The organism is Massilia aurea (assembly GCF_024753205.1).
Taxonomy (GTDB): Bacteria; Pseudomonadota; Gammaproteobacteria; order Burkholderiales; family Burkholderiaceae_D; genus Telluria; species Telluria aurea.
This window is the reverse complement of record NZ_JANUGZ010000003.1, coordinates 280,760-298,825: the sequence shown is the minus strand read 5'-3', so window position 1 is coordinate 298,825 and position 18,066 is coordinate 280,760. Positions and strand designations below refer to the sequence as shown.

Here is an 18,066-nt window from a genome sequence, read left to right as displayed (position 1 = left end):
GCACGCCGCCTGCAATATCGACGCCGCCTTCGGGCGGCGTTTTTATTTGGGGCAGGTTAAACGCGTGGGAACGACCTTATTGCTGTTGAGTCCCGGAACCTTGGCAAGCACCTGCGCAATAAAATCAATGAAAACCGCTGCACGCCGGGGCAGGCGTCGTTCTGCGGAATACAGCACATTGACGGGCACCGGCGGCGCCCCATGCCCGGTCAACAACGCTACCAGTTCGCCGCTCTGCAGTTCCTTGGTCACCATCCAGGCAGGCAGGTAGGCGATCCCCAGGTCGTTCAGGACGGCGCGCCGGATGCCGTCCAGGCTATTGAGCCGCACGCGCCCGCTGACCTTACGATCGCCGTCCCTGAACGGCCAGCTGTCATTGCCGGCTGCCAGCAAGGTATACACAAGGCAGTCATGCGCAGCCAGGTCGCCGGGTTCCAGCGGTGTGCCACGTTGTTTCAGATACGTCCTGCTTGCCACGCAGATGCGCGCGGATTGACCGACGCACCGCGCACGCAGGGTGCTGTCACGTAACTTGCCACCTCGTATGGCGATATCGATGCCTTCGGCCACCAGATCGATGTACGCGTCTCCAAGCCGAAACTCCACATCGACATGCGGATAGCGCTGCAGAAAATCCGGCAGGGCGGGTATCAGGAGTTCAGTGCCGATACTCTCCGGACAAGCAATGCGCAGCAGTCCATGCGGATCTGTCTGGCCATGCACCTGCGCTTCGGCTTCTCCGATGATGTCGAGTGCCTGGCGCGCTTGCGCGTAGTAGCGCTGACCCTCGGCGGTGGCAACCATCTGCCGCGTCGAACGGTGCAATAGCCGCGTACCCAGCGACTTTTCCAGTGCCGCCACATGCCGGCTGACGTTCGGTTGCCCGATCCCGAGCTCCCGCGCGACGGCTGAAAAACTACCGGTTTCGACGGCGCGCACGAAGCAGCGCATCCACAACAATTTATCCATTCCTGCCCGCGTGAATTCACTTTATGCAGCAGGAGCATAAATGATATGAGCGCAGCATGGGTTCTCGTGCAGGCAGTCAGCGATCAGACTGCACGGGTCGACCCCAAGCGCACACGTTCGTGCCCCGGGTTTTACCATGACAGGAACCACTATGAACACCTCGACGACTGAACGCTTTGTCAGCCTGGTCGGCACCTATGAAATCGATCCACTGGACGCTGCGGCGTTTGCACGCATCGCGACGGCGTCGGTCGACCAGATCGCTGGCAAACCAGGCTGCTTGTATTACAGCGCTTCGCAAGACCTGAAGCAGGCCAACGTGTTTCATCTGACCGAAGGGTGGGCGACGCAAGCCGATCTGGATAGTCACCTCGGCAGTCCTGATTTTCTGGCCATGCTGGAGCAAGCGTTCACACTGCGCATTGTGCGCCGTGAAATTTACCTGTCGGAGTCGGCAGGGCGGACGTTGTTGGGTTGACGGGTGCAATCCAGGCCCGAATCCGACTGTCGGACATCCATTGACCCGCACATCGACGCATCAATCGGAGCAGCCTCCCAGTTTATTGCGCCGGATTGTCTGACCGTCTATTGCGCGCGCCGATTTGGGTCGCATCTTGTTCGCATGATGCACCACCATAGTGCTTTTTCGTGAGCATCCAGTACAGACTCGGTAGCAGTTCGTCAAGCTTTTAACACTGGGTTGCAGGCTCGCAACAATCTATGACTATTTTGGTGCGCTGCGTCATACTGTGGGAATTGGAGTAGTATTCGAGTTCCAGCACCCTCCTTACTGATCAGGAATGCGATGAGCGACATCATTTTCGACACTGACACCGACACCATGGAATTCCAGAGAGATCTGGATGCGCGGGGGCTCAATTGCCCACTGCCCATCCTCAAAGCGAAGAAGGCGCTCGCCGAAATGGAGAGTGGCCAGGTGTTGCGTATCGTGGCCACCGACACCGGCTCCGTGCGCGACTTTCAGGCGTTTGCCAAACAGACCGGCAATGCACTGCTGGCTCACACCTTTGAACACGGCGAGTTCACGTTTCTGATGCGCCGCAAGTAAAAGAAACCGCCGTGTCGCGCCTGTCGACACGGCGCGCACCGTTGCTGTGCCGGGGTCCGTGCCCCGTTTGTTTTCCCCGAATTCATGACAGACCGAGTACTTTAGGTGTTTTCCTCTACTAAAAAATCGCACGCTCGTGCTTTAATTTGGCCCGTTGCCCCGATTTCTCATATAATCTGAGCCACTTTAGTCTGTCTCCATCTCATTTTAAAAGGCACCCTATGAAAGTCCTGGTACCCGTCAAACGCGTGGTCGACTACAACGTCAAGGTTCGCGTCAAGTCCGACAACAGTGGTGTGGATATCGCCAACGTCAAGATGTCGATGAACCCGTTCGACGAAATCGCGCTGGAAGAGGCGACCCGCCTGAAAGAAGGCGGCAAGGTTACCGAAGTGGTGGCAGTGTCGATCGGCGTGCCGCAGTGCCAGGAAACTCTGCGCACCGGCCTGGCCATCGGCGCCGACCGCGCCATCCTGGTCGAGACCGCGGGCGACACCGAGCCGCTGGGCGTGGCCAAGATCATGAAGGCGCTGGCCGACAAGGAGCAGCCACAGCTGATCATCCTGGGCAAGCAGGCAATCGACGACGACTCGAACCAGACTGGCCAGATGCTTGCCGCACTGCTGGGCTGGCCACAAGCGACGTTCGCGTCGAAAGTGGTGCTCGAGGACGACAAGGTCACCGTGACGCGCGAAGTCGACGGCGGCCTGGAAACCGTGGCGCTCAAGCTGCCTGCGGTCATCACCACCGACCTGCGCCTGAACGAGCCGCGCTACGTGACGCTGCCGAACATCATGAAGGCCAAGAAAAAGCCGCTCGAGACGATCAAGCCGGAAGACCTGGGCGTGGACGTGGCACCGCGCCTGAAGACGTTGAAAGTCGTCGAGCCAGCCAAGCGCTCGGCTGGCGTGAAGGTTCCGGACGTGGGCACCTTGGTGCAGAAACTGCGCACTGAAGCCAAAGTCATCTGAGCCGTTTGTCGTTACTTACAAGATAGGAATCAACATGGTCGCATTAGTCATTGCTGAACACGACAACGGCTCCCTGAAGGGCGCTACCCACCACACCGTCACCGCAGCTGTCCAGTGCGGCGGCGATGTGCACATCCTGGTCGCCGGTTCGGGTTGCGGCGCCGCTGCCGAAGCTGCTGCGCAGATCGCGGGCGTCTCGAAAGTGCTGGTCGCCGACGCGCCGCACTTCGCCGACGGCCTGGCCGAGAACGTGGCCGAGCAGATCCTGGCGATCGCCGGCAGCTACTCGCACATCCTCGCGCCAGCCACCGCCTACGGCAAGAACATCCTGCCGCGCGTGGCCGCCAAGCTCGACGTCGCGCAGATCTCCGAGATCACCAAGGTCGATGCGCCCGACACGTTCGAGCGCCCGATCTACGCCGGTAACGCGATTGCCACCGTGCAGTCGAGCGACAGCGTGAAAGTCATCACCGTGCGCGGCACGGCGTTCGACTCCGCAGCCGCTGGCGGCTCGGCCGCCATCGAAGCCATCGCTGCCGTGGCAGACGCGGGCACGTCGAGCTTCGTGGGCCGCGAGCTGGCCAAATCGGACCGTCCGGAACTGACCGCCGCCAAGGTGATCGTCTCGGGTGGCCGTGGCATCGGTTCGGCCGACAACTTCAAGATCCTCGAGCCGCTGGCCGACAAGCTGGGCGCGGCGATGGGTGCATCGCGCGCCGCCGTCGACGCCGGCTTCGTGCCGAACGACTGGCAAGTTGGCCAGACGGGCAAGATCGTCGCGCCAACGCTGTACATCGCCGTCGGTATCTCCGGCGCGATCCAGCACCTGGCCGGCATGAAGGACTCGAAAGTCATCGTCGCCATCAACAAGGATCCGGAAGCGCCGATCTTCTCGGTCGCCGACTACGGCCTGGTGGGCGACCTGTTCGAGGCAGTGCCGGAACTGGTCAAGGAACTGGGCTGATCGCCAGGCGCGGCGTCGTTGTACGCCGCGCCGACAGCCGCCAATGACGCCGTTCCCGCCTCTGCAGGAACGGCGTTTTTTTTGCATAAGAATTTATTCAGGAGACAATGGTGAGCTACAACGCCCCGCTGAAAGACATGCAGTTCGTGCTGACCGAACTGGCCAACCTGGCCGAGATCAATGCGCTGCCCGGCTGTGAAGATGCGACGCCCGACACCGTGGAAGCGGTCCTGGAAGAAAACGCGAAATTTTGCCGCGACGTGATCGCGCCGCTCAACCGCGTGGGTGATAAGGACCCGAGCTACTGGAAAGACGGCGTCGTTACCACGACCAAGGGTTTCCGCGAGGCGTTCAAAGCATACGCCGAGGCCGGCTGGCAGGGCGTGCAGCATCCGCAGGACTTCGGCGGGCAGGGCTTGCCCAAGCTCGTGGCCACGCCGTGCATGGAGATGCTGCACGGCGCCAACCTGTCGTTCGCACTGGTAGCGCTGTTGTCTGACGGCGCCATCGAGGCCTTGCTCACCGCCGGTTCGGACGCGCAAAAGGCGCGCTTCCTCGAGCCGCTGGTGTCGGGCCGCTGGACCGGCACCATGAACCTGACCGAGCCGCAGGCCGGCTCCGACCTGGCCGCCGTGCGCACCCGCGCCGAGCCGCAGGGCGACGGCACCTACAAATTGTTCGGCACCAAGATCTACATCACGTATGGCGATCACGACATGACCGAGAACATCGTGCACCTGGTGCTGGCGCGCACGCCTGACGCGCCGCCGGGCGTGAAGGGGATCTCGCTGTTCATCGTGCCCAAGTTCATGATCAACGACGATGGCTCGCTGGGCGCGCGCAACGACGTCGCCTGCGTCTCGATCGAACACAAGCTGGGCATCAAGGCCAGTCCAACGGCCGTACTGCAGTTCGGCGACAACGGCGGGGCCGTCGGCACGCTGGTCGGCGAAGAAAACCGTGGCCTCGAGTACATGTTCATCATGATGAATGCAGCGCGCTTCGGCGTGGGCATCCAGGGCGTCGGCCTGGCCGAGCATGCGTACCAGGGTGCCGTGGCCTTTGCCAAGGACCGCGTCCAGTCGCGCGACGTGGCGGGCTCAAGCGGTCCGGTGACGATCATCCACCACCCGGACGTGCGCCGCATGCTGATGTCGATGCGTTCGCAGACGGAAGCGGCGCGCGCGCTGGCGTACGTCGGCGCGGCGCTGTCCGACCTGGCCCATCACCATCCGGACGAAGCCACGCGCACGGCCAACCTGGCCATCTATGAATACCTGGTCCCGGTCATCAAGGGCTGGGCGACCGAGATGAGCGAGCAGGTCGCGCGCGACGGCGTGCAGGTGCATGGCGGCATGGGCTTCATCGAAGAAACGGGCGCAGCGCAGCACTACCGCGACGCCAAGATCCTGACCATCTACGAAGGCACGACGGCGATCCAGGCCAATGATCTGGTGGGCCGCAAGACGGTGCGCGATGGCGGCGCCGTGGCCAGGGCGCTGATCGCGCAGATCCGCGATGTCGAGCGCCAGCTGGGCGAGGCGCAGAACGCCGATTTCACGGCCATCGCGCAGCGCCTGCAAGAAGGCAGCGCGGCGCTCGAGCAAGTGGTCGAGTATGTGGTGGCCAATATCAGGACGGACGTGAAGGCGGTGTTTGCCGGCAGCGTCACGTATCTGAAGCTGGCTGGCATCGTGCTGGGCGGCTGGCAGATGGCGCGCGCCGCACTGGCTGCGCAGAAGCGGCTCGACGCAGGCGAGGGCGATGCCGCCTTCTACCGCGCCAAGATTGGCACGGCGCGCTTCTTTGCCGACCACATCCTGTCGCAGGCACCGGGGCTGCGCACGTCGATCGTCAATGGCGCGGCAGGCGTGCTGGCGCTGGAGATCGAGCAGTTCTAACGGAACAGTTCGCATTGGCCGTAACAAAAAGGCAGCCTGCAGGCTGCCTTTTTTGTTACCCGTACGCGCCACCCGTGTACACCACATCCGACAACCGTGCGATCGTCCCGATCAACACGGTCGTCGCCACCAGCATCGTCACCACCAGCAGCAACACCAGCACCCAGTTCGAGTGCGTCTGCTGCCCGCTGTGCGCGTTGTATTGGGCATCCCACTTCTCATCCGGCGTCAGCCCGATCACGAGCGCCTCGACAAAGCCGGCGATGTACGACACCAATAACGGCAGCACGATATAGAACGGATGCGGCTTGACCGCGCCGTACAGGATCCCCGTAACCGGCAGGCAGCACAGGTGCAGCAGGCCGATGCGGTCCGCGCCTGGCTTCAGGTAAAAGCGGTGGATACCAAAGCCACCCAGCAGCAGGGCGAGCAGGGTAGCGACAGTCTTGTTCTTGTGCGCAGCAGCCATGGATGTTGTCAATCGTTCAGGAAAGCCAAAGTATCGTCCAGATTGGCGCGAATGGCACGCTTTCGGCGACTGACAGCGTATTCCAGGCCAATAGGGCAGATGGCTGGTAGCGGTATGGCGCGAAATCGGTGATAATGGTTGATTCTCCTGGGACTGCGCGCCCTGTATCATTAACGCTTGCTGCTGTTCGGTGTCGCGCGCTATAATCGTCGACTTTCTCCGTCCAGAACAACTTTTTCGGAAATATTATGGTCGTTATTCGTTTGGCTCGTGGTGGCGCAAAAAAGCGTCCGTTCTTCAACATCGTTGCAACTGATTCGCGCAATCGTCGCGATGGTCGTTTCATCGAGCGTATCGGTTTCTACAACCCGATGGCATCGGGCGCTGAAGTCAGCCTGCGTATCGCTGCTGACCGTCTGGCTCACTGGGAAGGCGTTGGCGCGCAACTGTCGCCAACCGTCGCTCGCCTGGTCGCCCAGCAAAAGCCAGCTGCTTAATTTTTATTAAGCAAGGTACGCAGGTTTGAACGATTCAGCAGCGAGCAACGCAGGTACGGGAACTTCGGTTCCCGCCGATCTGGCTGAAGTGGGGTATGTGTCCGGTGCTTATGGCATCGTCGGTGGCATTCGTGTCACGCCGCACTCCGCTGACGCCGATGCGCTGCTGAACGTAAAAACCTGGTGGGTCAGCAAGCCGACTCTGCACGCCGTCACGGTGCGCAGTGCAAAACTGCATGGCGGCGATGTCGTCGCCACGCTGGTTGGCCTGCAGGGCCGCGATGCTGCCGAAGCGCTCAAGGGCGCCACGGTACAGATCGCACGCAGCGCGTTTCCCGCGCTCGAAGAAGATGAGTATTACTGGTCCGATCTGATCGGGCTTGACGTGGTCAACCTGCAGGGTGAAGCCCTGGGCAAGGTGGCCGACATGATGAGCAATGGCGCGCAATCGATTTTGCGCATCGTGCCGGTGCCCGATCCGTCGTCAGACGAGAAGGCCCCCGAGCGCCTCGTGCCGTTCGTCGACCAGTTCGTCAAGACTGTCAGCCTCGACCAAAAACTGATTACCCTGGACTGGGGTCTCGATTTTTGAACCCGTCCACGTGGGCTTGAGATCCGATGCAATTTGACGTCGTGAGCTTGTTCCCGGAAATGTTTGCCGCATTGACGCAGTCCGGGGTCACCCGCCGTGCGTTCGAGCAGCAACGCTGGGGCTTGCATCTCTGGAATCCACGCGATTTCACGCAAGACCGTCACCGCACCGTCGATGACCGCCCGTATGGCGGTGGTCCCGGCATGGTGATGATGGCACGGCCGCTTGAAGCGACCATCGATGCTGCGAAGGCGCGCCAGCAAGACCTCGGTCTGCCCAGCCCGCGCGTGGTGTTCATGTCGCCGCAAGGCAAGCCACTGACCCATGCCCGCGCGATGGCACTGAAGGACGAGCCCGGTCTCGTTATCCTGTGCGGTCGCTACGAAGCGGTGGATCAGCGCCTGCTCGATCGCTGCGTCGATGAGGAAATTTCTCTCGGCGACTTCGTGCTGTCGGGCGGTGAATTGCCGGCGATGGCCTTGATGGACGCCGTGGTACGCCTGATTCCCGGCGTGCTCGGCGACGATGCATCGGCTGTCGAAGACAGTTTCGTCAACGGCTTGCTCGACTCGCCGCACTATACGCGGCCTGACGTGTACGAAGACATACCGGTGCCACCTGTCCTGATGGGTGGCAACCACGCCGAGATCGTCAAGTGGCGCCGCCAGCGCATGCTGGAAGCCACCGCATCGAAGCGGCCGGATCTGCTGGACGCGGCGCGCGCTGCCGGCCAGCTGACCAAGAAGGACGAACAGTTTCTGGCAGGGTTGGTCAAACCTGCCGAATAAGAATGTGGCGTCGCAAGACGCGTAACGAATATGCGTTGCAAGACGCATGCAAAAGCGGGCACGTCGCCCGTTGTTCAACCCCATCCTCTACTGGGCGAAGGTAGCGCCGGCAAGATGGTTTATGGAGTCATAAAAATGAATCTGATTCAACAACTCGAGCAAGAAGAAATTGCGCGCCTCGGCCGCAAGATCCCTGATTTCGCACCTGGCGATACCGTTATCGTCAGCGTCAACGTCGTCGAAGGCACCCGCAAGCGTGCCCAGGCATACGAAGGCGTCGTGATTTCCCGTCGTAACCGTGGCCTGAACTCGAACTTCATCGTTCGCAAGATCTCTTCCGGCGAAGGCGTCGAGCGTACGTTCCAACTCTACTCGCCGCTGATCGCTTCGATCGAAGTCAAGCGTCGTGGCGATGTGCGTCGTGCGAAGCTGTACTACCTGCGTGAGCGTTCGGGCAAATCGGCGCGTATCAAAGAAAAACTGCCACAGCGTCGCGTCAAAGCAGCGCCAGCAGCTGCAGCTGAGTAATAGCTTTCGTGCGCAAGCACCTTTGCTAATAAAAAGGCATCCGCAAGGATGCCTTTTTTACTATCCGCAGCGTTATTGAAAGAACGTTATTTTGGCCAAGCTCGTGTTCGACCCCACCCAGTTGCCCGTGATCAGTCTGGCCGGCGAGGCCGCGCTCGCGCCCGCACGGCTCAGTCCCACGGCGCTGCGCCAGCGCTTTGCGCAAACCCTGGCCTGGGAGCCGGAAATCTCGACCGAGACCGACGACCGCCTGGCCGCGCCGTTTCGCCGCGCCGCCGTGCTGATCCCGCTGGTCGAGCGGCCTGAGGGCGTGACGGTCCTGCTCACGCGCCGCACCGACCACCTGACGAGCCACGCCGGCCAGGTCAGTTTTCCCGGTGGCCGCTCGGAAGACTACGATTCGTCGCCCATCGAAACCGCGCTGCGCGAAACCGAAGAAGAAATCGGCCTGTCGCGCCACCGCATCGAGATCATCGGCGTGCTGCCCGACTACGCCACCATCAGCGCCTACCGCGTCACGCCAGTCGTGGCCATGGTTGCGCCACCGTTCACCTTGCAAGTGGATCCTGGCGAAGTAGCGGAAGCATTCGAAGTGCCACTGGCCTGGCTGATGGACGGCCAGCATCACCAGCGGCGCGAAATCAACCTGCCACAGGGCGGCAGCCGGGCCTTCTACACGATGCCCTACGAGCAGTATTTTGTCTGGGGCGCAACGGCTGCCATGCTGCGCAACCTGTTCCACTTTCTGCGGGCTTAAGGGAATGTTATTGCCCGAAATTTGATTCTGGCGTGCTTCTCCGCTATCGTAACGGGGCAGTCGTATTGCCATAACAAAAAAGGGTTCCTGAATGACATTCTTTTCCATCCTGTGCGCGCTGCTTTTCGAGCAACTGAAACCACTGCGCGCGGACAACCAGGTGTACGGCGCCATCAAGGTTCTGACGATTCGCATCGAAACCTGGTTCAATGCCGGCGAGCAGACCAATGGCCGCATGGGATGGTTGCTGATGATGGGTGCGCTGATGCTGCCCACCTGGCTGGTCTACTGGGTGTTCATGCACTACAACCTGATCTTCCTGGCTTTCGCCTGGAATGTACTGATCATTTACCTGACGATGGGGTTTCGTCATTACAGCCACTTCTTTACGTCGATCCAGTTCGCGCTCAACGCCGGCGACGAGCCGCGTGCGCGCGCGCTGCTCGCCGAATGGACGCGGCTCGACACGGTTGGCATGGACAGCACGGAGATTACCCGAATCGCCGTCGAGAAAGCCCTGATCACGACGCACCGCAATGTGTTCGGCGTATTCTTCTGGTTTCTGATGCCGCTGGGCCCGGCCGGCGCCGTGATGTACCGCGTCTCGGAATACCTGTCGCGTGCATGGAACGAGCCCGATCATATGCGCAACGAAGCGTTCGGCGAGTTTGCCGCCAAAGCGTTCTACTGGATCGACTGGATGCCCGTGCGCCTGACGGCGGTGGCATTCGCCGTGGTGGGCAATTTCGAAGACGCCGTCTATGCGTGGCGCAATTTCGCCAACCGGTGGGTCGACGAAGCGCGCGGCATCATCCTGTCGGCGGGCGGCGGTGCGATGGGCGTGCGGCTTGGCACGCCCAACGAAAATGCCCCACAATTGTTGCCGGCGGACGCCGCCATGGTCGACCTGAGCGACAGCGAAACGGACATCCTGCCGGGCGAAGAACCGACGATCCGCGCGCTGCAAAGCACGGTCGGCCTCGTGTGGCGTGCGCTGATTCTGTGGATGATTTTGCTGTTGCTGACCTCGAGCGTGGCCTGGCTGCGCTAGGGCAGAGGAGGGGGCGCCGCCCGCTTCCTCGTCCTCAGGTCTTCTATAAGATATAATAGTGGCTTCACTTAGCCCCTCAGGACTATGACCGACTTAGCGCAGACCAAGGACGAGGATCTCTCCGGAGAATTTTTTGTTCTGGGCATCACGAACAACGGCAAGCAATTCCGCCCGAGCGACTGGGCGGAGCGGCTGTGCGGCGTCCTGGCAGCCTATTGTCCCGGCACCGGCGGCCCGAATGCCCACCTGAAGTTTTCTCCTTACGTCTACCCGACCCTCGTCAACGGGATCAAGGCCGTCGTGGTCAACCGCAAGCTGCAGAAGATCGAACCACTGGCTTACCACTTCGTGCGCAGCTTTGCCACCGATAACGACATGCAGATCGTCGAGGCGTGCTTCGTGCCACTGCCCGGCGAGAAGCAGCCCGGGGCCTGAGCCGCTTCACCACGCCACTGGCGCCTTGATCACATCAAGGCGCCAGTGTTCGTTTGGGGCCGCGCTTCAGCACGCATCGGATGCTCCCTGTCAACCAGTCAACCGAAGGGGCATGCTGGGCTTGCCCATCTGCTACTATTTCGGCCGCAGGCGGGACGGTTGGCGTCCTGCCCCAATGATCGGACATCATGGATTCAAAGAACAAGCTGCGCGGTATGTCCGCGCATGTCGCGGCGCTGTGCCTGGCGCTGATCACCATTGCGCCTGCCGGTGCACAGCCTGCTGTCAACGCACCTGCGGCCAGTGCCGCCAAAGCAGTGCTGCCCAAGGGCGTGACCCTCGGGCCCGCAGTCGAAGGCATCACCGAATACCGCCTGGCCAACGGCCTCAAAGTGCTGCTGTTCCCGGACGCTTCGCGCCCGACCGTGACGGTCAACATGACCTATCTGGTCGGCTCGCGCCACGAAAACTACGGCGAAACGGGCATGGCCCACCTGCTCGAACACCTGCTGTTCAAGGGCTCGACAAAGAACCGCGACATCACCAAGCAGTTCTCGGAGCGGGGCATGCAGTTCAATGGCACCACGTCGCTCGACCGCACCAATTACTATGAAGTGTTCCAGGCGTCGAAAGACAACCTGGACTGGGCGCTGCAGATGGAAGCGGACCGCATGGTCAATTCGTTCGTCTCCGCCAAGGACCTGGCGTCCGAGATGACGGTCGTGCGCAACGAGTTCGAAAGCGGCGAAAACCAGCCGGGCAATGTGCTGTTCAAGCGCATGCAGAGCATCGCCTACGATTGGCACAGCTACGGCCGCTCGACGATCGGCAATCGCAGCGACATCGAAAACGTGCGGATCAAGAACCTGCAGGACTTTTATCGCACCTACTACCAGCCGGACAACGCCGTGCTGCTGGTGGCCGGCCAGTTCGAGCCGGCTGCCACGCTGGCGAAGATCCAGCGCCTGTTCGGGGCCATTCCGAAACCGAAGCGTACCTTGCCCGTGTTCTGGACCGAAGAGCCGACCCAGGACGGCGAGCGCAGCTTCACCGTGCGGCGCCAGGGCGACATGCAGTTCGTCGCCGTCGGCTACAAGATCCCGTCCGACCTGCACGCGGACGCCGAAGCGCTGGGCTTTGCGTCGCAGATCATGGGCGACGCGCCCAACGGCCGCCTGCACAAGCTGCTGGTGGAAACGGGCAAGGCCAGCCAGGTGTTCAGCTTTGGCCAGACCGGCTACGCGCCGGGCCTGCAATACTTTGGCGCCGTGGTCAAACTGGGCGAGCCGATCGAGCCGGTGCGCGAGGCATTGGTCCAGGCCGTCGAAGAATTTGCCAGCAAGCCGCCCACGGCGGAAGAACTCGAGCGCGTGCGCCGTTCGTGGCTCAACACGATCGAGCGCAGCCTGAACGATCCGCAGGCGGTGGGCGTGGCGCTGTCCGAGCCGGCGTCGCTTGGCGACTGGCGCATGTTTTTCGTCAGCCGCGAGCGCGTGCAGAAGATGACGGCCGAACAGATCGCCGCCAGCGCTGGCCGCTACTACCTGCGCACCAACCGTGTGACCGGCACCTTCATTCCTGAAGAATCATCGAAACGCGCGGTGCTGCCAGCGGCGCCTGCCGTGACGGACGTGCTGAAGGACTTCAAGCCGGCCGTGTCGAATCTGGTCGCGGAAAACTTCGACCCGAGCCAGCAGAACATCATGCAGCGCACCACGGTGACCACGGCGGGCGGCGTGAAGCTGGCGCTGCTGCCGAAAAAGAACCGGGGCGAAACCGTCACGGTGGACCTGCGCCAGCACTTCGGCACCGAGCAAAGCCTGTTCGGCAAGGGCACGGTCCAGGGCCTCACGTCGGCGATGCTGATGCGCGGTACCACGCGCTACACGCGCGCCGAACTGGCGGATGCGTTCGACAAGCTCAAGATGACGGGTGGTCCGACGCACTTCCAGACCACGCGCGAACATTTGCCCGAGGCATTGAAACTGGTGGCGCACGTGCTGCGTGAGCCGGCGTTCCCGGAATCGGAATTCGAGCAGCTGCGCCAGCAGATCCTGGTCGGGCTGGAAGCGAGTCGCAATGAGCCCGACAGCGCCGCCGCGCGCGCCATGGCGCTGCACTTCAACCGCTATCCGAAGGGCGACGTGCGCCATGCCAACTCGCTCGAGGAAGACGTGGCCGAGGTCAAAGCGGCGCGCCTGGCCGATCTGAAGGCGTTCCATGCCGACTTCCACGGCGCCCAGCCGGCCGAGATGGCGATCGTGGGTGACTTCGACGCGGCCCAGATCACGCCGCTGGTGAATACGCTGTTCGGTGCCTGGCGCGCCCCGCAGCCGTTCGCACCGGTGCTGACCGGCCACGCTGACGTGGCGCCGCTCGCGCGTACGCTCAACACGCCGGACAAGGAGAACGGGTCGTACACGGCGCGCCTGAACGTCGACCTGAACGTCGAGGACCCGGACTATCCGGCGCTGATGCTGGCTAACTATATCTTCGGCGAAGGGGGCCTGAAGTCGCGCCTGATGGACCGGATTCGCCAGAAGGACGGCCTGTCGTATGGCGGCGGCTCGAACCTGATGGCGGGCACGCTCGACCGCTTCGGTGTGTTCTCGATCGGCGCGATCGCGGCGCCGCAGAACCTGGCCAAGCTGGATGCGGCAGTACGGGCCGAACTGGCGCGCGCGGTGAAGGAGGGCTTCACGGCGGAAGAGCTGGCCGGCGCCCGTTCCGGGCTGATGCAGCAACGCCTGCAGACGCGCACGAACGATGCCGCGCTGGCCAGCGGCTGGACGTCGTACCTGTACCGCGACAAGACGTTCCTGTGGTCGCTGGAACTGGAGCGCAAGCTAAATGCCGTCACCTTGCCCGAGCTGAACGCAGCGTTCCGCAAGGCGATCGATCCGGCAAAACTGTCCGTCGTGATGGCTGGCGATCAGTCCAAAGTCGGGGAGCCGGTCAAACCGATCGTCGCTATGCCCTAACTGCAACAGTTGCCCGACTTAAATGCCCTGAATTGTGACGCCGGGGGAAGCATGCGCTAAAATGTTTCCCTTCGGAATCATCGTATCACCCAGGGAGTATCATGAAAGGCATCAGCAAATTGCCGGCAGCAGGCGGCATGTCGTTCACCGGCAAGGTTGTCCTGGTCACTGGCGCGGCCAGCGGCATCGGTCGCGCCATTGCCCTGGCCTTTGGCCGCGCCGGCGCCTGTGTGGTCGTGGCCGACATCTCGATCGAGGGCGGCCACGCGACGGCGGGCATGATCGTGGAAAATGGCGGCAAGGCGTTGTTCGTGCAATGCAACGTCACGCGCGCGCTAGAGGTCGAGGCGCTCGTGGAAAAGACGATCAATTACTACGGTCGCCTGGACATTGCCGTCAATAATGCCGCAGTGGACGAAGAGCACCATCCGCTGGCCGACACCGACGACGAGCAGTTCGACCGCATCATGAACGTCAACGTCAAGGGTGTCTGGCTGTGCATGAAATACCAGCTGCGCCGGATGCTGGCGCAGGGGGGCGGGGCGATCGTCAACATGGCGGGCGTGGCCGGCCTGGTAGGCAGCCCGAACCATGCGGTCTATGGCGCCAGCAAGCATGCCGTGGTGGGCCTGACCAAGAGCGCTGCCGCCGAGTACGCACGCGAGGGCGTGCGCATCAACGTGCTGTGCCCGGCAGCGGTGAAGACGCCGATGCTGGCGCGCGCGATCGAGCGTGATCCGGGTATCGAGAAAAAGCTCAAGGCAGCCCATCCAATGGGCCGCTTTGCCGAAGCCGGTGAAATCGCGCAAGCCGCCCTGTGGCTGTGCTCGGACATGGCCTCGTACGTCAATGGCCACGAGATGGTCATCGACGGCGGTTATACCGCCATCTAGGTTCGCCAGCCCCGGTCTTACTTGGTTACTTGGGTCGGGGCTGCTTGAGGTCCTGGCTGGCCACGGCGACGCGGCCGGCGCGCACTTCACCCACGGCAATCGCCACGGCGCGCGCGACGTTGCGCGCTTCTTCCTGCACCGCGTGGTCGGCGTCGAACGTCTCGTGGCTGTCGGCATACGATTCGTAGTAGCCGATGAAGCGGTTGAGCTGGCCGAAGCTGCCCGAACTGATCAAGCCCATCCATTCCAGCCAGTCTGACAGCGAGCGGCGCACGCCCTCGATGCCGGCCACGTCGCCATGCACGATGAGGCCGAATGCGCGCCCGGCCAGGTGCTTTGGATATTCCCAGCCGTCGCGTTCGATCTGCTTGGCGATCTCGGCCTTCTTGCCCTGGGTCGAGGAAGGATCGGGATTGCCGCCATCCGCGCAGACCAGGCGGTCGATCATCTGCTTGAGCACGCCCGGCGTCTGGTACCAGTAGACCGGCGTGATGATGATGACGCCATGCGCCAGCACCCAGCGCTCGTAGATCTCGTTCATCCAGTCATTGACCTGGCGCTCGGCGTGGTTCGGGTAGCAGCTGCATGGCCAGTGGCATAGCGGCATGGCGGTCGACACGCAACCCTTGCACGGGTGGATGTGGCGGTCGTAGTCCGAGTTGATCAGGCTGAGGTCGAGGATGTCGGCCTCGATGCCATCGGCTTCGATGATCTCGCGCGCCATCTCGGACATGCGCCAGCTTTTCGAGATTTCGCCGGGGCAGGTGCCGTCGTTGCGGGCCGAGGCATTGATGATCAGGATGCGGCTTTTGGTGTCCGGGTTCTTCTGGTGCTTTTCAGCCTCGAGCAGGCGGTCGCGCGCGGCTTTCCAGTCGATCGACAGGTCGTAGTCGGGATCGGCAAAGCCAGGGCCGGCCTTGACCGTGCGAGGCGCCTTGCGGCCGTCCTGGTAGGCATCCCAGGCCACCGCCTCGATGGCGGCCAGCTCGTTTTCAAGTGCGTCGTAGCCGGGGTCCTGGAAGGTGCGACGAAATTGCAGGTGAAATTCGTTGCGCCCCAGTTTGGCGGGCGCCTGGCCCTTGCGTACCGTCGTCATAAGTTCTCCAATGTGAATGGCGTCATTATCGTGGCGACGGGTCAAAGGCTGTGTTCGGACGCGCACACAGAACCGTTGCACGAATCAGGTTTGCGTCCAAACCGCACGATTTGCCCGTTCATAGTCGCCCGGCAAATTCCGCGATCATGGCACGCAGCCAACGTTGGGCATGATGACCATGATGGCGCTCGTGCCACAACATGCTGACTGAAAAGCCGGGGACGGGAAAAGCGCAATCGACCACTTCAAGCAGCGCTGCGCCATCGCGCACCAGGCGTGCCGGTACCAGGGCCACAAGGTCCGATTGCGCGACGATGCCAGGCACGAACAGGAACGACGACGCCGACAACACCACCTTGCGCTGATGGCCAAGCGCGGCCAGCCCGATATCCAGTGGCGTCGAGAACGCTCCGCCATCCAGCGACACAATGACATGCTCGAGCGCGCAGAATTGCGCAGCGGAGATCCCGGGACACAACGCCGGATGGCCGCGCCTGCCGATCAGTACGTAATGCTCGTCGAACAGGTGCCGGCTGCGCAGACGGCCTTGCTCCTCGCCCGGCGTCATCAAGGCAAGATCGATGTCGCCCTTGGCCATCCTGGCTTCCAGCCCGTTCGGATCGAGGTGGTGCAGGGCGACCCGCACGCCCGGAAAGCGCTGACGCAGCATCAACACGAACGGCTGCGCGAGCGCTGCCTGCACATAATCCGTGCACGCGATGTTGACGTCGAGCGCGGTCGCTTCCGGATCGAATCGATGGTGTTCGGCCACCGTCGCGCGAAGCTGATCCAGCGAGCGGCGCAGCGGCTCGAGCAATTCCAGCGCCTTGCTGGTGGGCGCCATGCCGCGCTGCAGTGGAATCAACAGCGGATCGTCGAACAGAGTGCGCAGGCGGCGCAATTGCGCACTGACCGCCGGTTGGCTCAGGTGCAAACGCTGGGCCGCCCGCGTGACGTTCTGCTCGATCAGCAGCGCTTCGAGCGTGAGCAAGAGATTCAGATCGGGCGTGGTCTTGGTATTCATCCGGTGGATGATAGGCCAAAAATGATGTGATTTCACGGATACCTGGCGACCGATCACACTGGCGAGCTCCCCACATTCTCATAGGAAGCGCCCATATGCCCTCGACCACCAGCAAGAACGTGCTGCTCGTTCATGCACACCCGGAACCGACCTCGGCCACTCGTCACCTTGTCCAGGTCGCCATTCACACCCTGGAAGCGCAGGGGCACACCGTCACGCAGTCCGACCTGTACGGGATGGGGTGGAAAGCGGTGTTTGACCAGGACGATTTTTTAACCCGTGCCAACCCGGAGCGCCTGGCGTTCATTGACGAATCAGGTCATGCCTACGCAACCGGCAGCCAGACCCCGGACGTCGAACGAGAGCAAGCGAAGCTCCTCGCTGCCGATGCCGTCATCCTGCTGTTTCCGCTCTGGTGGTTCGGCATGCCCGCAATCATGAAGGGCTGGATCGACAGAGTCTGGGCATTCGGCCTGGCCTACGGTTATCAGGACGCAGGCAACACCTATCGCTACGGCGAGGGCGGCCTCGCCGGCAAGCGCGCGATGCTGGCCGTCACCGTCGGCGGACCGGCAATCGATTACGAACCCCGCGGCATCAATGGCCCGCTTGAACAGCTGCTTTTCCCCATCACCCACGGCAGCCTGTTCTTTCCCGGCATGCAGGTGTTGCCAACGTTTGCGGTCTACGACGCGGTTCGCATCGACGCCGGGCGCATGGCCCTGATCGAGTCCTCTTGGCAAACGCGACTTCAGGATTTGTTTGATTCGGCGCCGATTGCATTCCGGACGCAGAACGGCGGGGATTACCCGGACCGCCACGTGCTGGCTGAAGATGTGGTGCCTGGCTTATTTGGGCTGGACGCACATATCAAGGCGTGAGCCGAGACTACAGCCAGGGTCAGGTCTGACATTCAGACACGAGCTCAACAAAGCCGAGACTATAGCCAGGGTCAGGTCTGACATTCAGACACGATCTCAACAAAACGTCTATTTATAAAAGCCTTGGAGAAGGGATGACGGAAGAGGCCGTGTCCGAATGTCAGACCTGACCCCGGCTTTTGACAGTGTGCAAAGAGGCG

At 62.1% G+C, this 18,066-nt stretch carries 19 protein-coding genes; 15 read left to right on the top strand and 4 right to left on the bottom strand.

Annotated elements, in window-relative coordinates; all coding sequences use genetic code 11:
- Positions 1 to 42: 42 nt before the first annotated feature.
- On the bottom strand, positions 43 to 969 hold the full coding sequence (locus NX775_RS12005; RefSeq protein ID WP_258836223.1) for a LysR family transcriptional regulator: 927 nt from the start codon (positions 967 to 969) through the stop codon (positions 43 to 45).
- Positions 970 to 1,120: 151 nt separating this feature from the next.
- Between NX775_RS12005 and NX775_RS12000 the strand changes: the two genes are divergently transcribed.
- The 5 genes from NX775_RS12000 to NX775_RS11980 all read left to right on the top strand — a co-directional run bounded on the left by NX775_RS12000 (position 1,121) and on the right by NX775_RS11980 (position 5,874).
- Positions 1,121 to 1,447, top strand: a complete 327-nt coding sequence (locus NX775_RS12000) for a putative quinol monooxygenase (protein ID WP_258836222.1) — start codon at positions 1,121 to 1,123, stop codon at positions 1,445 to 1,447.
- Positions 1,448 to 1,810: 363 nt separating this feature from the next.
- Complete coding sequence (locus tag NX775_RS11995) at positions 1,811 to 2,038, top strand: sulfurtransferase TusA family protein (protein ID WP_183553472.1); 228 nt, start codon at positions 1,811 to 1,813, stop codon at positions 2,036 to 2,038.
- 221 nt (positions 2,039 to 2,259) lie between these two features.
- Positions 2,260 to 3,009 (top strand): electron transfer flavoprotein subunit beta/FixA family protein, encoded by a 750-nt coding sequence (locus NX775_RS11990; RefSeq protein ID WP_258836221.1) that lies wholly within the window; start codon positions 2,260 to 2,262, stop codon positions 3,007 to 3,009.
- 34 nt (positions 3,010 to 3,043) lie between these two features.
- Positions 3,044 to 3,973, top strand: a complete 930-nt coding sequence (locus tag NX775_RS11985) for an electron transfer flavoprotein subunit alpha/FixB family protein (protein WP_258836220.1) — start codon at positions 3,044 to 3,046, stop codon at positions 3,971 to 3,973.
- 110 nt (positions 3,974 to 4,083) lie between these two features.
- A complete protein-coding gene (locus tag NX775_RS11980) occupies positions 4,084 to 5,874 on the top strand; it encodes an acyl-CoA dehydrogenase (RefSeq protein WP_258836746.1) in 1,791 nt (596 codons plus the stop codon).
- Positions 5,875 to 5,929: 55 nt separating this feature from the next.
- Here NX775_RS11980 and NX775_RS11975 read toward each other — a convergent pair whose 3' ends face one another.
- Entirely contained in the window at positions 5,930 to 6,343 is a 414-nt protein-coding gene (locus tag NX775_RS11975; protein WP_258836219.1) for an NINE protein, read from the bottom strand.
- 248 nt (positions 6,344 to 6,591) lie between these two features.
- On the opposite strand from NX775_RS11975, the gene rpsP reads away from it, so the two are divergent.
- The 9 genes from rpsP to NX775_RS11930 all read left to right on the top strand — a co-directional run bounded on the left by rpsP (position 6,592) and on the right by NX775_RS11930 (position 14,865).
- Positions 6,592 to 6,840: a 30S ribosomal protein S16 gene (gene rpsP / locus NX775_RS11970; protein ID WP_258836218.1), complete on the top strand. Its 249-nt coding sequence runs from the start codon at positions 6,592 to 6,594 to the stop codon at positions 6,838 to 6,840.
- A 25-nt stretch (positions 6,841 to 6,865) separates the two neighbouring features.
- Positions 6,866 to 7,432, top strand: coding sequence for a ribosome maturation factor RimM (gene rimM, locus NX775_RS11965; RefSeq protein ID WP_183549942.1), 567 nt, complete (start codon positions 6,866 to 6,868; stop codon positions 7,430 to 7,432).
- Between the two features lie 26 nt (positions 7,433 to 7,458).
- Entirely contained in the window at positions 7,459 to 8,220 is a 762-nt protein-coding gene (trmD, locus tag NX775_RS11960; protein WP_258836217.1) for a tRNA (guanosine(37)-N1)-methyltransferase TrmD, read from the top strand.
- A 135-nt stretch (positions 8,221 to 8,355) separates the two neighbouring features.
- A complete protein-coding gene (gene rplS / locus NX775_RS11955; RefSeq protein ID WP_183553473.1) occupies positions 8,356 to 8,748 on the top strand; it encodes a 50S ribosomal protein L19 in 393 nt (130 codons plus the stop codon).
- Positions 8,749 to 8,839: 91 nt separating this feature from the next.
- Positions 8,840 to 9,505 carry a CoA pyrophosphatase gene (locus tag NX775_RS11950; protein ID WP_258836216.1) on the top strand — a complete coding sequence of 222 codons (666 nt, stop codon included), beginning with the start codon at positions 8,840 to 8,842 and terminating at the stop codon, positions 9,503 to 9,505.
- 91 nt (positions 9,506 to 9,596) lie between these two features.
- A complete protein-coding gene (locus NX775_RS11945) occupies positions 9,597 to 10,556 on the top strand; it encodes a CobD/CbiB family protein (protein WP_258836215.1) in 960 nt (319 codons plus the stop codon).
- Between the two features lie 84 nt (positions 10,557 to 10,640).
- Positions 10,641 to 10,991, top strand: a complete 351-nt coding sequence (locus NX775_RS11940; protein WP_258836214.1) for a DUF3579 domain-containing protein — start codon at positions 10,641 to 10,643, stop codon at positions 10,989 to 10,991.
- A 188-nt stretch (positions 10,992 to 11,179) separates the two neighbouring features.
- Positions 11,180 to 13,972, top strand: coding sequence for a M16 family metallopeptidase (locus tag NX775_RS11935; RefSeq protein WP_258836213.1), 2,793 nt, complete (start codon positions 11,180 to 11,182; stop codon positions 13,970 to 13,972).
- A gap of 101 nt (positions 13,973 to 14,073) precedes the next feature.
- On the top strand, positions 14,074 to 14,865 hold the full coding sequence (locus tag NX775_RS11930; protein ID WP_221290054.1) for an SDR family oxidoreductase: 792 nt from the start codon (positions 14,074 to 14,076) through the stop codon (positions 14,863 to 14,865).
- 25 nt (positions 14,866 to 14,890) lie between these two features.
- Here the strand turns inward: NX775_RS11930 and NX775_RS11925 are convergent, their stop codons facing one another.
- Both NX775_RS11925 and NX775_RS11920 read right to left on the bottom strand, forming a co-directional pair.
- Complete coding sequence (locus NX775_RS11925) at positions 14,891 to 15,961, bottom strand: flavodoxin family protein (RefSeq protein ID WP_258836212.1); 1,071 nt, start codon at positions 15,959 to 15,961, stop codon at positions 14,891 to 14,893.
- 118 nt (positions 15,962 to 16,079) lie between these two features.
- Positions 16,080 to 16,985, bottom strand: a complete 906-nt coding sequence (locus NX775_RS11920) for a LysR family transcriptional regulator (RefSeq protein ID WP_258836211.1) — start codon at positions 16,983 to 16,985, stop codon at positions 16,080 to 16,082.
- 95 nt (positions 16,986 to 17,080) lie between these two features.
- Here NX775_RS11920 and NX775_RS11915 point away from each other — a divergent pair, with 95 nt between their 5' ends.
- On the top strand, positions 17,081 to 17,866 hold the full coding sequence (locus NX775_RS11915) for an NAD(P)H-dependent oxidoreductase (RefSeq protein WP_258836210.1): 786 nt from the start codon (positions 17,081 to 17,083) through the stop codon (positions 17,864 to 17,866).
- Positions 17,867 to 18,066: the final 200 nt, after the last annotated feature.

Coding starts and splice junctions, on each gene's coding strand:
- NX775_RS11995 (WP_183553472.1), top strand. CDS start 1,811: ATGGAATTCCAGAGAGATCTGGATGCGCGGGGGCTCAATTGCCCACTG.
- NX775_RS11945 (WP_258836215.1), top strand. CDS start 9,597: ATGACATTCTTTTCCATCCTGTGCGCGCTGCTTTTCGAGCAACTGAAA.
- NX775_RS11925 (WP_258836212.1), bottom strand. CDS start 15,961: ATGACGACGGTACGCAAGGGCCAGGCGCCCGCCAAACTGGGGCGCAAC.
- NX775_RS11915 (WP_258836210.1), top strand. CDS start 17,081: ATGCCCTCGACCACCAGCAAGAACGTGCTGCTCGTTCATGCACACCCG.
- rpsP (WP_258836218.1), top strand. CDS start 6,592: ATGGTCGTTATTCGTTTGGCTCGTGGTGGCGCAAAAAAGCGTCCGTTC.
- NX775_RS12000 (WP_258836222.1), top strand. CDS start 1,121: ATGAACACCTCGACGACTGAACGCTTTGTCAGCCTGGTCGGCACCTAT.
- rplS (WP_183553473.1), top strand. CDS start 8,356: ATGAATCTGATTCAACAACTCGAGCAAGAAGAAATTGCGCGCCTCGGC.
- trmD (WP_258836217.1), top strand. CDS start 7,459: ATGCAATTTGACGTCGTGAGCTTGTTCCCGGAAATGTTTGCCGCATTG.
- NX775_RS11920 (WP_258836211.1), bottom strand. CDS start 16,985: ATGAATACCAAGACCACGCCCGATCTGAATCTCTTGCTCACGCTCGAA.
- NX775_RS12005 (WP_258836223.1), bottom strand. CDS start 969: ATGGATAAATTGTTGTGGATGCGCTGCTTCGTGCGCGCCGTCGAAACC.
- NX775_RS11985 (WP_258836220.1), top strand. CDS start 3,044: ATGGTCGCATTAGTCATTGCTGAACACGACAACGGCTCCCTGAAGGGC.
- NX775_RS11975 (WP_258836219.1), bottom strand. CDS start 6,343: ATGGCTGCTGCGCACAAGAACAAGACTGTCGCTACCCTGCTCGCCCTG.
- NX775_RS11935 (WP_258836213.1), top strand. CDS start 11,180: ATGGATTCAAAGAACAAGCTGCGCGGTATGTCCGCGCATGTCGCGGCG.
- NX775_RS11990 (WP_258836221.1), top strand. CDS start 2,260: ATGAAAGTCCTGGTACCCGTCAAACGCGTGGTCGACTACAACGTCAAG.
- NX775_RS11930 (WP_221290054.1), top strand. CDS start 14,074: ATGAAAGGCATCAGCAAATTGCCGGCAGCAGGCGGCATGTCGTTCACC.
- NX775_RS11940 (WP_258836214.1), top strand. CDS start 10,641: ATGACCGACTTAGCGCAGACCAAGGACGAGGATCTCTCCGGAGAATTT.